At 70.1% G+C, this 14,583-nt stretch carries 13 protein-coding genes and 1 pseudogene; 12 read left to right on the forward strand and 2 right to left on the reverse strand.

Features of this window, described 5'->3' with window-relative positions; all coding sequences use genetic code 11:
- The first annotated feature begins 272 nt into the window (after positions 1–272).
- Positions 273–698, forward strand: coding sequence for a Rieske (2Fe-2S) protein (locus ACFYPJ_RS19150; RefSeq protein WP_389018128.1), 426 nt, complete (start codon positions 273–275; stop codon positions 696–698).
- A 35-nt stretch (positions 699–733) separates the two neighbouring features.
- On the opposite strand, the gene ACFYPJ_RS19155 is transcribed toward ACFYPJ_RS19150, so the two are convergent.
- Together ACFYPJ_RS19155 and ACFYPJ_RS19160 are read right to left on the reverse strand one after the other, a co-directional pair.
- Positions 734–1,681, reverse strand: a complete 948-nt coding sequence (locus ACFYPJ_RS19155; RefSeq protein WP_389018131.1) for a hypothetical protein — start codon at positions 1,679–1,681, stop codon at positions 734–736.
- Positions 1,682–2,013: 332 nt separating this feature from the next.
- The gene (locus ACFYPJ_RS19160; RefSeq protein ID WP_389018134.1) at positions 2,014–2,259 is read right to left on the reverse strand and encodes a hypothetical protein; all 246 of its coding nucleotides are present in this window, start codon (positions 2,257–2,259) and stop codon (positions 2,014–2,016) included.
- A 240-nt stretch (positions 2,260–2,499) separates the two neighbouring features.
- Here ACFYPJ_RS19160 and uvrC point away from each other — a divergent pair, with 240 nt between their 5' ends.
- The 11 genes and pseudogenes from uvrC to ACFYPJ_RS19215 form a co-directional block, all read left to right on the forward strand.
- Positions 2,500–4,542, forward strand: a complete 2,043-nt coding sequence (uvrC, locus tag ACFYPJ_RS19165; RefSeq protein ID WP_389018137.1) for an excinuclease ABC subunit UvrC — start codon at positions 2,500–2,502, stop codon at positions 4,540–4,542.
- Positions 4,539–5,540, forward strand: coding sequence for an RNase adapter RapZ (gene rapZ / locus ACFYPJ_RS19170; protein ID WP_389018139.1), 1,002 nt, complete (start codon positions 4,539–4,541; stop codon positions 5,538–5,540). Before uvrC ends, rapZ begins: the two co-directional genes overlap by 4 nt.
- Positions 5,537–6,604: a uridine diphosphate-N-acetylglucosamine-binding protein YvcK gene (gene yvcK, locus ACFYPJ_RS19175; RefSeq protein ID WP_389018142.1), complete on the forward strand. Its 1,068-nt coding sequence runs from the start codon at positions 5,537–5,539 to the stop codon at positions 6,602–6,604. Before rapZ ends, yvcK begins: the two co-directional genes overlap by 4 nt.
- On the forward strand, positions 6,595–7,584 hold the full coding sequence (gene whiA / locus ACFYPJ_RS19180; RefSeq protein ID WP_389018145.1) for a DNA-binding protein WhiA: 990 nt from the start codon (positions 6,595–6,597) through the stop codon (positions 7,582–7,584). The genes yvcK and whiA overlap by 10 nt, the downstream gene beginning before the upstream one ends.
- Before the next feature lie 1,205 nt (positions 7,585–8,789).
- A complete protein-coding gene (gene gap, locus ACFYPJ_RS19185; protein WP_389018148.1) occupies positions 8,790–9,797 on the forward strand; it encodes a type I glyceraldehyde-3-phosphate dehydrogenase in 1,008 nt (335 codons plus the stop codon).
- A gap of 151 nt (positions 9,798–9,948) precedes the next feature.
- Positions 9,949–11,160, forward strand: a complete 1,212-nt coding sequence (locus ACFYPJ_RS19190) for a phosphoglycerate kinase (RefSeq protein WP_389018151.1) — start codon at positions 9,949–9,951, stop codon at positions 11,158–11,160.
- Between the two features lie 6 nt (positions 11,161–11,166).
- Positions 11,167–11,943, forward strand: a complete 777-nt coding sequence (gene tpiA / locus ACFYPJ_RS19195) for a triose-phosphate isomerase (protein ID WP_389018154.1) — start codon at positions 11,167–11,169, stop codon at positions 11,941–11,943.
- A gap of 156 nt (positions 11,944–12,099) precedes the next feature.
- Positions 12,100–12,333 (forward strand): preprotein translocase subunit SecG, encoded by a 234-nt coding sequence (gene secG, locus ACFYPJ_RS19200; protein WP_389018157.1) that lies wholly within the window; start codon positions 12,100–12,102, stop codon positions 12,331–12,333.
- A gap of 201 nt (positions 12,334–12,534) precedes the next feature.
- Entirely contained in the window at positions 12,535–12,870 is a 336-nt protein-coding gene (locus ACFYPJ_RS19205) for an RNA polymerase-binding protein RbpA (protein WP_003976875.1), read from the forward strand.
- Between the two features lie 134 nt (positions 12,871–13,004).
- The gene (locus tag ACFYPJ_RS19210; protein ID WP_389018159.1) at positions 13,005–14,273 is read left to right on the forward strand and encodes an MFS transporter; all 1,269 of its coding nucleotides are present in this window, start codon (positions 13,005–13,007) and stop codon (positions 14,271–14,273) included.
- Between the two features lie 75 nt (positions 14,274–14,348).
- A pseudogene (locus ACFYPJ_RS19215) lies at positions 14,349–14,583 on the forward strand (glucose-6-phosphate isomerase); the annotation flags it as partial.

Here is a 14,583-nt window from a genome sequence, read left to right on the forward strand (position 1 = left end):
CCGCGGCGGACCTTCTGGCGGGGAAGGTATCTCATTCGGCGGTGCGCGTAAACGCTTGCGTAAGCGTTTACGCGGGGCAACCTTCGGCTGGTGGCTGGTGGCTGGTGGCTGGTGGCTGGTGGCTGGTGGCTGGTGGCTGGTGGCTGGTGGCTGGTGGCTGGTGGCTGGTGGCTGGGTTGCGGGTCCCGGGGCCCGCAACCCGGAGTGCGGTCCGGGGGATCACGCCGGATAGGGTCGACCCCGCACCCCCCTCTGATCCAGTGGAGATCCCCATGGCCGACCAACCCTCCGCGAGCCGACGTACCGTCCTTCGAGGTGCAGCAGTCCTTCCGGTCGCCGGGCTCGGGCTCGCCGCCTGTTCGGTCTCCGGTGCGGGGACGACGGACGCGGAGCCCACCGCTCCGGTCGAAGTCGGCGCCGAGAGCGAGGTCGCCGAGGGCGGCGCCCGGCTGTACCTGGATCACAACGTCGTGGTCAGCAAGGACGCGCAGGGAAAGTACAAGGCCCACAGCGTGATCTGTACGCATGGGCAGTGCCCCATCAACAAGCTGGAGGGGACGAAATTGATCTGCCCCTGCCACGGGAGCGAGTTCGACGCCCTGACGGGCAAGGTGCTGCATTCGCCGGCCACCGAGCCGCTCCCCGAACTGCCGGTGAAGGTGTCCGGCGGCAAGCTCATCGTGGGGCCCGGCGCCTGATCAAGGGACCGCCCCACCGGGGCGCAGCGGCGCGCTCATTCCCAGTCCCAGCCGATCCCGACGATGCCCGGCCGTGTCCGTGGCTCGACCAGGTGCACCGAGTGGTGCACCCCGCTGAGTGGCAAGTCCTGGCGGCCGCTGCGCGGCGCCGCGGCGGAGTGCTGGGTGAAGCGGTGGCAGTGGGTCGGGAGGGATTCCGCGTCGAACCGTACCTGGAGGGCGTACTGGCCGCCGGGGAAGGCGAAATCACCCGTGTACTCGTGCGAGGTCCCGGCGGTTCCGTCCTCGACGCCGTACCGGAAGAGGAAGGTGTCGCCGGACCGCAACCGGGTGCCGAAGAGGAGTTCGGCGACCAGGACGCCGGTCTCATGGTCCCAACGGACGCGTCCCGTACGGCAGTTCTCCAGGGCGTGCACGGTCATCCGGCCGGGCACGCAGCCGGGATCGCCGTGGTGGACGGCCACGAAGCGGTCGACTCCGTCCCTGTGTGCCCGCACGATGTGGTGCGACTCGCGGGCCGCCAGTTCGCGGCGAGCACCGACCCGGACCCGGTCGTGGTGGCCCAGGGCGTGCAGCCCGCCGTCCAGGGTCCAGCCCAGTTCGTTACGGAGGCGGTCCAAGACGCCGGATGCCTCGATCTGGGAGCGGTACGAGCGGGCCGCGGGGCGTCCGGCGGCCGAACCGTCATCGGTCTGGGCGAGCAGCCGGATCAAAGACTCCTCCGGCAGTTTGAGTATCTCCTCCAGCGCGCGCACGGCGCGTAGCGACTCCGGGCGCTGGGGGCGTCGGGCGCCCTGCTGCCAGTAACTCAGGCTCGTCACACCGACCTTGACCCCGTGCCGCGACAAGTGGTGCTGGACGCGCTGGAGCGGCAGGCCGCGGGCGGCGATCGCGGCGCGCAGCGCGACATGGAAGGGGCCGCCCCGCAGGGCCGTGTCCAACTCCTCGCTGGGGAGGTCCGCGTGCTGTGTGCCGTGCAGCATGCACAGGGGCCTTTCTGTGAAGGTTCGCTACGGCTGGTCAGACCGTTACACGTGGGTCTTCAGGGTCTTCGGGGTCACCGGGGCGGGCGCCGGGGCGCCCATGTAGCCGTACGCCGATCCGTACGCCGTCGTTCACGCCCCCGAGTTCCACCGCATTGAAGCGTGTTGACCAATCCCCGACAACCACTTGGCAACACCTGGGCGTCGGCGTGGGGGCAACCGCGGCCCGCGTACCGCGGCCCGGATCGCGTACGTTTCGTTCGGACGGCGGCCCCGACTGCACGTCGTCCTGTTCGATCGGCGGTGCTGAGCGCGCCGTCCGAGTGCCAGGATCAGCCGAAGCCGAAGCCGAAGCCGAAGCCGAAGCCGAAGCCGAAGCCGAAGCCGAAGCCGAAGCCGAAGCCGAAGCCGAAGCCGAAGCCGAAGCCGAAGCGCGCTCGCCCCCTCGGCCGACGGCGCTGAGTGGGCGATAGTGGGGTCGCTCGGACCGGGAGAGGCGCCCGGAGGCGTACGGGGGCGCCGCCGCCGCAGGGCACGTCCGTCGATCCGATACGGGCCCCGGCCGGCGGTACGAGCACAGACTCGGCCGGTGTGGCGACCGGCGGCTCCGCTCACCGCCCGCGGGCGGGTAGGGCGGTCGACGCGTGCCCCAGCCGGGACGCCATGCCCCTGACCGGAGTCTTCCGGATCACCCGTGGGCGGACCGTCGGGTGCCGCATGCGGGCTTCCAGGTGGGCCATGGGCGGCCGGGGCGGGGACAGAGCGCGGTTGTCCACAGCCTCGCCTGGCTGTCACCGCACGACAGTAGGGTGTGAGACATGGCCGACCCCTCCAGCTACCGTCCCAAGCCGGGAGAGATTCCGGACTCTCCCGGGGTGTACAGGTTCCGGGATGAGCACCGCCGGGTGATCTACGTCGGAAAGGCCAAGAGCCTGCGCCAGCGCCTGGCGAACTACTTCCAGGACCTGGCGAACCTCCACCCGCGTACCCGGACGATGGTGACCACGGCCGCGTCCGTGGAGTGGACCGTCGTGTCCACGGAGGTCGAGGCGCTGCAGCTGGAGTACTCCTGGATCAAGGAGTACGACCCTCGGTTCAACGTCAAGTACCGCGACGACAAGAGCTACCCCTACCTCGCGGTGACGATGAACGAGGAATTCCCGCGCGTTCAGGTGATGCGCGGTCACAAGAAGAAGGGCGTACGGTACTTCGGGCCGTACGGGCACGCCTGGGCCATCCGTGACACGGTCGACCTGCTGCTGCGGGTCTTCCCGGTGCGTACCTGCTCGGCCGGTGTCTTCAAGAATGCCGCCCGCACCGGACGCCCCTGCCTGCTCGGCTACATCGGCAAGTGCTCCGCCCCCTGCGTCGGCCGGATCGACGCGGAGGACCACCGGGAACTGGCCGACGAGTTCTGCGATTTCATGGCCGGCCGTACGGGCACGTACCTGCGCCGCCTGGAGAAGCAGATGATGGAGGCGGCCGAGGAGATGGAGTACGAGCGGGCCGCCCGGCTGCGTGACGACGTAGAGGCCCTGAAGAAGGCCATGGAGAAGAGCGCGGTCGTGCTCGCCGACGCGACCGACGCCGACCTGATCGCCGTCGCCGAGGACGAGTTGGAGGCGGCTCTGCAGATCTTCCACGTCCGTGGCGGACGGGTGCGCGGCCAGCGCGGCTGGGTGACCGACAAGGTCGAGGAGGTCACCACCGCCGCCCTCGTCGAACACGCGCTTCAGCAGCTCTACGGAGAGGAACGGGGGGACGCCGTGCCCAAGGAGGTCCTGGTCCCCGCGTTGCCTGAGCCGGTCGAACCGGTGCAGCAATGGCTCGCCGAGCGCCGTGGGTCCAACGTCTCCCTGCGCATCCCGCAGCGCGGCGACAAGAAGGCCCTGATGGAGACGGTGCAGCGCAACGCTCAGCATTCGCTCGCCCTGCACAAGACCAAGCGCGCCTCCGACCTCACCACGCGCTCGCGCGCCCTGGAGGAGATCGCCGAGGCCCTCGACCTGGACAGCGCCCCCCTCAGGATCGAGTGCTACGACATCTCGCACCTCCAGGGTGACGACGTGGTGGCCTCCATGGTCGTCTTCGAGGACGGGCTCCAGCGCAAGAGCGAGTACCGGCGCTTCCAGATCAAGGGCTTCGAGGGCCAGGACGACGTCCGCTCCATGCACGAAGTGATCACCCGGCGCTTCAAGCGCTACCTCGCCGACAAGGAGAAGACCGGCGAGTGGGTGGACGAGGACGGGGAAGGCGGCCTCAAGGACGAGGACGGGCGCCCCAGGAAGTTCGCCTATCCGCCGCAGCTCGTCGTCGTCGATGGTGGCCCGCCGCAGGTCGCGGCCGCCAAGCGGGCCTTGGACGAACTGGGTATCGACGACATCGCCGTCGCCGGCCTCGCCAAACGGCTGGAGGAGGTCTGGCTGCCGGACGACCAGGACCCGGTGGTCCTGCCCCGGACCAGCGAGGGCCTCTACCTGCTCCAGCGTGTCCGTGACGAGGCGCACCGTTTCGCCATCACCTACCAGCGCACCAAGCGCGCCAAGCGGTTCCGCGCGAGCCCCCTGGACGACGTGCCGGGCCTCGGCGAGACCCGCAAACAGGCACTGCTCAAGCATTTCGGCTCGGTGAAGAAGTTGCGGTCCGCCACAATCGACCAGATCCAGGAGGTGCCGGGCATCGGCCGGAAGACGGCCGAGACCATTGCCGCGGCATTCGCCCGGGCGGCCCCGCCCGTACCCGCCGTGAACACGGCGACAGGAGAGATCATTGATGACGAGGAACCCGATACGACGGGGGGTTCCTCGGGGGAGCCCGTGGCCGCGGGCGCCCCGGACGAACGACGGGGGCAGGAGAGATGACTGAGCACGACGCACAACACACAGGCGAACGAGATCAGACGCACAACGAAGCGAGCGAGCATCAGCCGCGGCACGCGGTCCAGGAAAGCGAAGCTGCAGTGAGTACGGACATCACGTCGGCCGGGGTCCCAGAGTCGGCCATCCCCGAGCTGGTGATCATCTCCGGCATGTCCGGAGCGGGCCGGTCGACGGCCGCGAAATGCCTGGAGGACCTCGGCTGGTTCGTCGTCGACAACCTTCCGCCCGCCCTGATCCCCACCATGGTCGAGCTGGGCGCCCGCTCCCAGGGCAACGTGGCCCGGATCGCGGTCGTCGTCGACGTACGAGGACGTCGCTTCTTCGACAACCTGCGCGAATCCCTCGCCGACCTCGACACCCGGGGTGTCACCCGGCGCATCGTCTTCCTGGAGTCCTCCGACGACGCCCTGGTGCGCCGCTTCGAGTCGGTGCGCCGCCCGCATCCCCTCCAGGGCGACGGCCGTATCGTCGACGGGATCGCCGCCGAGCGTGAGCTGCTGCGCGAGCTGCGCGGTGACGCCGATCTCGTGATCGACACCTCCAGCCTCAACGTGCACGAACTGCGCGCGAAGATGGACGCGCAGTTCGCCGGCGAGGAGGAGCCCGAGCTGCGGGCCACCGTGATGTCCTTCGGGTTCAAGTACGGCCTTCCGGTCGACGCCGACCTGGTCGCGGACATGCGCTTTCTGCCCAACCCGCACTGGGTACCGGAGCTGCGTCCGTACAGCGGGCTCAACGAGGAGGTCGCCGCGTACGTCTTCAACCAGCCCGGCGCCAAGGAGTTCCTCGACCGGTACGCCGAACTGCTGCGCCTCATCGCGGCCGGCTACCGCCGCGAGGGCAAGCGCTATGTGACCATCGCCATCGGCTGCACCGGCGGCAAGCACCGCTCGGTGGCCATGTCGGAGAAGCTCGCCGCGCGGCTCGCGGCCGAGGGCGTGGAGACGGTCGTCGTGCACCGGGACATGGGCCGGGAATGACACCACGGACTCCGCGGCTGAGCAGGCTGCGTCTGGCGGTCCCCGAGACACGTGCGGGCCGCCCCACCGAGGCCCGTGGCGCCCGCCCGCGGCGCCGGGGCGCCCAGCCCAAGGTGATCGCCCTCGGCGGCGGCATGGGCCTGTCCGCCTCGCTCGCCGCACTGCGCCGGATCACCGGCGACCTCACGGCCGTCGTGACCGTGGCCGACGACGGCGGTTCCAGCGGGCGGCTGCGCGACGAATTGGGAGTGCTGCCGCCCGGCGACCTGCGCAAGGCGCTGGCCGCGCTGTGCGGGGACGACGACTGGGGCCAGACCTGGGCCAGGGTCATCCAGCACCGCTTCCACTCCCAGGGCGACCTGCACGACCACGCGGTCGGCAACCTGCTGATCGTCGCCCTGTGGGAGCAGCTCGGCGACCATGTCCAGGCGCTGGACCTGGTCGGCAAGCTGCTCGGCGCGCACGGCCGGGTGTTGCCCATGTCTGCGGTGCCGCTGGAGCTCCAGGCCCTGGTCAAGGGGCATGACCCGGCCCGGCCGGAGGACGTCGAGACGGTGCGTGGGCAGGCGACGGTGGCGCTCACCCCGGGCGAGGTGCAGTCGGTGCACGTCGTGCCGAACGATCCGCCCGCCGTACCCGAGGCCGTCGCGGCGGTCCTGGACGCGGACTGGGTGGTGCTGGGTCCCGGCTCCTGGTTTTCCTCGGTCATCCCGCACCTTCTCGTGCCCGAGCTGCTGGAGGCCCTGACCAAGACCAAGGCACGCCGGGTCCTGTCCTTGAACCTCGCTCCACAGCCGGGAGAAACAGAGGGCTTTTCCCCGCAGCGTCATTTGGAGGTTTTGGGGCGACACGCCCCTAAACTCGCCCTGGACGTGGTGCTGGCCGACGAGGCCGCCGTGCCCGACCGGGACTCGCTCACCGAGGCTGCCAAGCGGCTCGGAGCCGCGGTCGAGCTGGCGCCGGTGGCCCGGACCGACGGTTCTCCCCGGCATGACCCGGAGCTGTTGGCCGCCGCGTACGACCGTATTTTTCGGATGCATGGAAGGATCGGCCCATGGCGATGACGGCAGCGGTGAAGGACGAGATCTCCCGGCTTCCCGTCACCCGGACCTGCTGCAGAAAGGCGGAGGTCTCCGCCATTCTGCGGTTCGCCGGCGGCCTTCACCTGGTGAGCGGGCGCATCGTGATCGAGGCGGAGCTGGACACCGCGATGGCCGCCCGGCGACTCAAGCGGGACATCCTGGAGATCTTCGGCCACAGCTCCGAGCTGATCGTGATGGCACCCGGCGGGTTGCGCCGCGGGTCGCGTTACGTCGTACGGGTGGTCGCCGGCGGTGACCAGCTGGCGCGGCAGACGGGCCTCGTCGACGGCCGGGGCCGTCCGATCCGGGGCCTGCCCCCGCAGGTGGTCTCGGGGGCCACCTGCGATGCGGAGGCGGCCTGGCGCGGCGCCTTCCTCGCGCACGGCTCGCTGACCGAGCCCGGCCGGTCCTCCTCCCTGGAGGTGACCTGCCCCGGCCCGGAGGCCGCGCTCGCCCTGGTCGGCGCCGCCCGTCGGCTCTCGATCGCAGCGAAGGCCCGCGAGGTGCGCGGTGTGGACCGGGTGGTGGTGCGCGACGGCGACGCCATCGGCGCTCTGCTCACCCGCCTCGGCGCCCATGAGTCCGTGCTGGCTTGGGAGGAACGGCGGATGCGCCGCGAGGTCCGTGCCACGGCCAACCGGCTCGCCAACTTCGACGATGCCAATCTGCGGCGCTCGGCTCGGGCGGCCGTCGCCGCGGGTGCCCGGGTCCAGCGGGCCCTGGAGATCCTCGGCGAAGAGGTCCCGGAGCATCTCGCCGCCGCCGGACGCCTGCGTATGGAGCACAAGCAGGCGTCCCTGGAGGAACTGGGCGCGCTCGCCGACCCGCCGCTGACCAAGGACGCCGTGGCCGGCCGGATCCGCCGCCTGCTCGCCATGGCCGACAAGCGCGCCTCCGATCTGGGCATCCCGGGTACCGAGGCCAACCTGACCGAGGAGATGGCGGACAACCTGGTGGGTTGATCGGTCCGGTCCGGTTCGGCGCGACCGGCCCCGGCATCGGCATCGGTACCGGTACCGGTATCTGTACCGGCTTCGCGGGTGGCGCAGGTAGGCGGCCCGCCCCGCCGAGTGGATGGCGGACAACCGGGCGCGTCGACCGGTCCACTGGGCCGCAGCCGCAGCCGCAGCCGCAGCCGCAGCCGCAGCCGACACGAGACGCGGCCACCTCCCACGTGCCACCAGCTGCCCGCGGCCGGTCTGTACGGGGGCCTGGCCACTGCGGCAGCCCGCACCGGACGCAGTACCGCGTCTGCACGGGACGCGGTCACCGTGTCCGTCCGTATCGGAGGCCATATCGGACGCGGCGATCGGCAGCCGACCTGCCTGGAATTCGGCAGGCCGACAGGGAGCGAGAGACGGCGGGCGGCTGACGCCAGGGCGAGTGCGCCCGCCTGACGGGTGGTCGCGTCGAGGAGCCGCGCGGGCGGCGGGGAGGGGCCGGGTCACGATCCGGGCGCCGAACCGGGAGAGGGCTGTCCGAACCGGACGCAACACAAACCGGCGCAACGCGTGACCCCGCGCCGAACACCACACCGCAGCCGATGACTCACGCGCGAGCCGAGCGCTGGTCGCCCCGCGTGTCCGGCAGTTGTGTGCTCGCCGCCCGCGCTCCTGGCGTCCGTGCTCCGGTGCCCATGAGCCTCTTGCTCACGGCTCCCGGCATCCAAACGCCTGCCGTCCACGTGCCCACACCGCCCCAACAACCCGCCACCGCCCACACTTTCGAGCACCCTGCCCAGGGCCCAGGGCCCAGGGGCCAGGAGCCCGGGCCCGCATAGCTCGAACCAGTGATATCCGCGGAATCAGCAAATTCAGTGAAATGCGTGAAATCGCCAAAATCGGTTGCACGGTGCCCCGGTCCCGTCAGTCAGTGCGTCCGGTCAGTCGCGAAATGAGCAAGGGGAGGGGCACGGGGGAGGGGTACGGGGAAGGGCCACAGCGAAGAGGCAAAGTGAAGGGCAAGGTGGGGGCGAGGCCGGAGGTGAGACGCGGGCGTGGTGCGGGTGGCCCGTGCCCTTACTGGCGGGTACGAGCCGTCGTGTCGTGTATGGGGCGTCTCGATGCCACGACTGGGGCATCGGGAGGGTAGGGTCGGGGGTGGTCGGGGACATCCCATACAGCTCGCCGGCATACGAAGGCCGGCGTACCAACGAGGAGATCGGTTCGTGACGATCCGCGTAGGCATCAACGGCTTTGGCCGCATCGGTCGTAACTACTTCCGCGCGCTGCTGGAGCAGGGTGCAGACATCGAGATCGTGGCTGTCAACGACCTGGGTGACACCGCGACCACCGCTCACCTGCTGAAGTACGACACCATCCTGGGCCGCCTCAAGCAGGAGGTCACCCACACCGCCGACACGATCACGGTTGGCGGCCACACCATCAAGGTGCTCTCCGAGCGCGACCCCGCCAACATCCCGTGGGGCGAGCTGGGCGTCGACATCGTCATCGAGTCGACCGGTATCTTCACCAAGCGCGAGGACGCGGCCAAGCACCTCGCGGGCGGCGCCAAGAAGGTCATCATCTCGGCTCCGGCCAAGGATGAGGACATCACCATCGTGATGGGCGTCAACCAGGAGAAGTACGACGCCGCCAACCACCACGTCATCTCCAACGCCTCCTGCACCACCAACTGTGTGGCGCCGATGGCGAAGGTCCTGGACGAGAACTTCGGCATCGTCAAGGGCCTGATGACGACGGTGCACGCGTACACGAACGACCAGCGCATCCTGGACTTCCCGCACAAGGACCTGCGCCGCGCCCGGGCCGCTGCGGAGAACATCATCCCGACCACCACCGGTGCCGCCAAGGCCACCGCCCTGGTGCTGCCGCAGCTCAAGGGCAAGCTGGACGGCATCGCGATGCGCGTCCCGGTCCCGACCGGCTCCGTCACCGACCTGGTCGTCGAGCTGGGCCGCGAGGTCACGAAGGAAGAGGTCAACGCCGCCTTCCAGAAGGCCGCCGAAGGCGAGCTGAAGGGTCTGCTCGACTACACCGAGGACCAGATCGTCTCCTCCGACATCGTCAACGCCCCGGCGTCCTGCACCTTCGACTCCTCCCTGACCATGGTCCAGGAGGGCAAGAACGTGAAGATCATCGGTTGGTACGACAACGAGTGGGGCTACTCCAACCGCCTCGTGGACCTGACGGTCTTCGTCGGCGACCAGCTCTGATCGGCCACCGCAGGCACCTGATGCGATGAAACAGGGCTCGGGCAGCGCGCCACCGCACTGCCCGAGCCCTGACGCGCGTCCAGGCCGACCCCGGCCGACCTGCGAAGCAACAGCCCTCGTAGGATCAAGAGCCTCCTCAGGAGCCCCACTCATGAAGACCATCGACGAACTTCTCAGCGCGGGCGTGGACGGCAAGCGGGTCTTCGTCCGCGCCGACCTCAACGTCCCGCTGGCGGACGGCGTCATCACCGACGACGGCCGCATCCGTGCCGTCCTGCCCACGATCAAGGCCCTCGCCGAGGCGGGCGCCAAAGTGGTCGTCGCCTCCCACCTGGGCCGCCCCAAGGGCGCCCCGGACCCCGCCTTCTCGCTGCTGCCCGCAGCCGAGCGGCTCGGTGAACTCCTCGGTGCGCCGATCGCGTTCGCCCAGGACACCACCGGCCCCGCCGCTCACGACGCCGTCGACGGCCTGCAGCCCGGCCAGGTCGCGGTCATCGAGAACCTGCGCTTCAACCCCGGTGAAACGTCCAAGGACGACACCGAGCGCGGTGAGTTCGCCGACCGGCTGGCCGCTCTCGCGGACGCCTACGTCGGCGACGGTTTCGGCGCCGTGCACCGCAAGCACGCGTCCGTCTTCGACCTGCCGGCCCGGCTGCCGCACTACGCCGGATATCTCATCGCCACCGAGGTCGGCGTCCTGAAGAAGCTCACCGAGGACGTCAAGCGCCCCTACGCCGTCGCGCTGGGCGGCGCCAAGGTCTCCGACAAGCTCGCCGTCATCGACGAACTGCTCGGCAAGGCCGACCGTCTCCTCATCGGCGGCGGCATGGCCTACACCTTCCTCAAGGCGAAGGGCTACGAGATCGGCAGCTCGCTCGTCCAGGAGGACCAGATCCCGGCGGTAGCCGAGTACCTGGAGCGCGCCGAGAAGCTGGGCGTCGAGCTGGTGCTCCCGGTCGACGTCGTGGTCGCCCCCGCGTTCCCGGACCTGAAGACCAAGGCGGCCACCGAGCACTCCGTGGTCGACGCGGACAAGATCCCCGCCGGACAGATGGGCCTGGACATCGGCCCGCGGTCCGGCGACCTGTACGCCGCGAAGCTCGCCGACGCCGCGACCGTCTTCTGGAACGGTCCCATGGGCGTCTTCGAGCACCCCGACTACGCCGAGGGCACCAGGGTCGTCGCCCAGGCCCTCGTCGACTCGGACGGCTTCACCGTCGTCGGCGGCGGAGACTCCGCCGCGGCCGTGCGCACGCTCGGCTTCGACGAGACCGCATTCGGCCACATCTCGACCGGCGGCGGCGCTTCCCTCGAATACCTTGAGGGCAAGACGCTCCCCGGCCTCGCCGCACTGGAGGACTGACCAAGCATGAGCACGCGCACGCCGCTGATGGCGGGGAACTGGAAGATGAACCTCAACCACCTTGAGGCCATCGCGCACGTCCAGAAACTCGCCTTCGCCCTGGCCGACAAGGACTACGAGGCCGTCGAGGTCGCCGTCCTGCCGCCCTTCACCGACCTGCGCTCCGTGCAGACCTTGGTCGACGGCGACAAGCTCAAGATCAAGTACGGTGCCCAGGACGTCTCGGCGCACGACTCGGGCGCCTATACCGGTGAGATCTCCGGACCGATGCTGGCCAAGCTGAAGTGCACGTACGTGGTCATCGGCCACTCCGAGCGCCGCCAGTACCACCAGGAGACCGACGAGCAGGTCAACGCCAAGGCCAAGGCCGCCTACAAGCACGGCCTGACCCCGATCCTGTGCGTCGGCGAGGAACTGGACGTCCGCGAGGCGGGCAACCACGTCTCCCACACCCTCGCCCAGGTCGAAGGGGGTCTGAAGGACCTCACCGCCGAGCAGGCCGAGACCATCGTGATCGCCTACGAGCCCGTGTGGGCCATCGGCACGGGCAAGGTCTGCGGTGCCGCGGACGCCCAGGAGGTCTGCGCCGCCGTCCGCGCCAAGATCGCTGAGCTGTACTCACAGGACGTGGCCGACAAGGTACGCATCCAGTACGGCGGCTCCGTGAAGTCGGGCAACGTCGCCGAGATCATGGCGCAGGCCGACATCGACGGTGCCCTGGTGGGCGGCGCTTCGCTGGACTCCGACGAATTCGTCAAGATCGTCCGTTTCCGCGATCAGTGAGCAACCGGGGGGCGCCGCGCCGGTGCGGTGCGCCCCCGGGGCGACCTGGCAGAACCGTGAGTAGGCGGCAGCCGGGATCCGTCGTACCCTTGCGGGGGCCGGCAGGTGGCTGCCGGCCCCCGTCGTCCATCCGAATCCGAGGAAGTTGGTCCAGCCGTGGTTTTGGGGTTCTCGATCGCCCTGATCGTCTTCAGCCTGCTGCTGATGCTGCTGGTGCTGATGCACAAGGGGAAGGGCGGCGGTCTCTCCGACATGTTCGGTGGCGGCATGCAGTCCTCTGTCGGCGGCTCGTCGGTCGCCGAGCGCAACCTCGACCGGATCACCCTGGTGATCGGTCTGCTGTGGTTCGCGTGCATCGTCGTCCTCGGCCTCGTCCTGAAGACGAGCTGAATGACGCAATACGTGGCAAACGTGAAGCCCCATGGTCGGTACGCGCCCCGGAGCGCGGCCTATCATGGGGCTTGCGTCTGGTTGAGGGGGACGGTAACTCCAATCACCGGACGCGCGTTGGGCCTTACGTAGACTGTGGCGCTCGCAGCGAAGCGGAACGCCGACTCGCTTCGCGGCACCATCACGCAGGGAGTTACGACCGTGGCAAGTGGCAACGCGATCCGAGGAAGCCGGGTCGGGGCGGGGCCGATGGGCGAGGCCGAGCGGGGAGAATCCGCCCCGCGTCTGCGCATCTCCTTCTGGTGCTCCAACGGGCACGAGACGCAGCCCAGCTTCGCCAGCGACGCGCAGGTACCCGAAACCTGGGACTGCCCGCGTTGCGGATTCCCGGCCGGACAGGACCGGGACAACCCGCCGGACCCGCCGCGTACCGAGCCGTACAAGACGCACCTCGCGTACGTACGGGAGCGGCGCAGCGACGCGGACGGTGAGGCGATTCTCGCCGAGGCGCTCGCCAAACTGCGGGGCGAAATCTAGGAGTTGCGGACCGGCCGGACGCCCTCGGGCGTCTGGCCGGAGCTGTTTCGCACCTCCGCCGCCCGGCGACCGCGGACCGATTGTCAGTGGTGCCCTCTACGGTGTCCTCATCGGCGCATCGTGAGGGGGGAGCAGTGGCGGCGGTCGACGCGGCGGGCAGGAACACGCCCGCATGGCGCGGAGGTTTCGGACGGCTGTGGACGGCCGCGGTGGTCTCCCGGTTCGGGGACGCGCTGCGGACCACCGCGCTGCCCTTGCTCGCCGTGCGCCTGACCGACAACCCCCTCGTCATCGCGTCCGTGACCGCCTGCGGCTACGTTCCGTGGCTGCTGTTCGGACTGCTCGGCGGCGCCGTGGCGGACCGGGTGGACCAGCGGCGGGCGATGTGGGCCGTGGACACGGTACGAGGTCTGCTCGTCGCCGCCTTCGCGCTCGCCGTGGGGCTCGGCCGTGCCTCGATCCCATTGCTGCTCGCGCTCGCCTTCGCGCTGACCACGCTCCAGACACTGTTCGACAACGCCGCCACGGCCCTGCTGCCGTCCCTGGTGGAGCGCGGGGCGCTGGGCGGTGCCAATGCCCGGCTGATGACCGGACAGCGGGTGGCGGGCGGGCTGCTGGCGGGTCCGTTCGTGCCGCTGATGCTGCTGGCCGGGGCCTTCGTGCCGTTCACGGCCGACGCGGTCACGTTCCTGGTGGCCGCGGCGCTGGTGGCGTCGCTGCGGATCCCGCCGTCGCGGCGGGAGCCGCGCCCGGCCGGGAGCACGCTGCGCGCGGAGATCGGTGCGGGGCTGCGCGTGCTGTGGCGGGACCCGACTCTGCGGGCGACCTGCGTGGCCACGCTGCTGTGCAACATCGGCATGGGCGCCCTGATCGGCACGCTGGTGCTGCACGTCACCCGCTGGCTGCACGCGGGCAGTGGGGGATACGCGGCCGCGATGACGGCGTACTCGGTCGGCAGCATCACCGGCGGCTTCCTCACCCAGCGGATCGCGCGGCGCGCCGGGCGGGCGGGGGCGCTGCTGGTGGCGGGCGGCGTCCAGACGGCGTCCCTGCTGCTCATCGGGTCCGTGCGGCACCTGGCCGCCCTCCTCGTCGGCATGGCGCTGCTCGGCGTCATGTCCATGGTGTGGAACGTCAACCAGGTCACACTGATGCAGCAACGCAGCCCCGAGACGTTGACCGGCCGCGTCGCCTCCGCGTTCCGTACCGCCTCGACCTCCGGCGCACCGCTCGGCGCCCTCTTCGGTGGCATCGCGACCAGCGCGTTCGGTCTCAACGGCCCCGCCCTGTGCGCCGCCGTCCTCTTCGCCTTCGCCGTCATCTCGCTGATACCGGTGCGCACGGCGGACCTGCCCGTTGCCCTACCGGACGACGGCGGCGCGGCCGGTCATGCCAGACCCTGATCATTTAGGTTGGGACCGGCAGCAGGGCAAGCCGCACGCAGCAGGGACAGGCAGGAAAGAAGGCTGAAGTCGGATATGAACGCAGACGGCCGTACCAGGCTCAACCAGATGCCCGAGTGGACCGCGCTGGCCGAGCACCGTGAGCAGCTCGGCGCCACCCACCTGCGGGAACTGTTCGCCGCCGACCCGGGGCGCGGCGCCGGCTACACGCTCCAGGTCGGTGACCTGTACATCGACTATTCGAAGCATCTCGTCACCGATGAGACGTTGGCGTTGCTGCGGGAGCTGGCGGTGGCGACGGATGTGTTCG

The sequence above is a fragment of the Streptomyces sp. NPDC006012 genome (assembly GCF_042871185.1).
GTDB lineage: Bacteria > Actinomycetota > Actinomycetes > Streptomycetales > Streptomycetaceae > Streptomyces.

What these genes read in the sequence shown, in the direction of transcription:
- ACFYPJ_RS19190 (WP_389018151.1), top strand. Translation starts at nt 9,949, where the DNA reads ATGAAGACCATCGACGAACTTCTCAGCGCGGGCGTGGACGGCAAGCGG.
- tpiA (WP_389018154.1), top strand. Translation starts at nt 11,167, where the DNA reads ATGAGCACGCGCACGCCGCTGATGGCGGGGAACTGGAAGATGAACCTC.
- uvrC (WP_389018137.1), top strand. Translation starts at nt 2,500, where the DNA reads ATGGCCGACCCCTCCAGCTACCGTCCCAAGCCGGGAGAGATTCCGGAC.
- rapZ (WP_389018139.1), top strand. Translation starts at nt 4,539, where the DNA reads ATGACTGAGCACGACGCACAACACACAGGCGAACGAGATCAGACGCAC.
- ACFYPJ_RS19150 (WP_389018128.1), top strand. Translation starts at nt 273, where the DNA reads ATGGCCGACCAACCCTCCGCGAGCCGACGTACCGTCCTTCGAGGTGCA.
- ACFYPJ_RS19155 (WP_389018131.1), bottom strand. Translation starts at nt 1,681, where the DNA reads ATGCTGCACGGCACACAGCACGCGGACCTCCCCAGCGAGGAGTTGGAC.
- yvcK (WP_389018142.1), top strand. Translation starts at nt 5,537, where the DNA reads ATGACACCACGGACTCCGCGGCTGAGCAGGCTGCGTCTGGCGGTCCCC.
- whiA (WP_389018145.1), top strand. Translation starts at nt 6,595, where the DNA reads ATGGCGATGACGGCAGCGGTGAAGGACGAGATCTCCCGGCTTCCCGTC.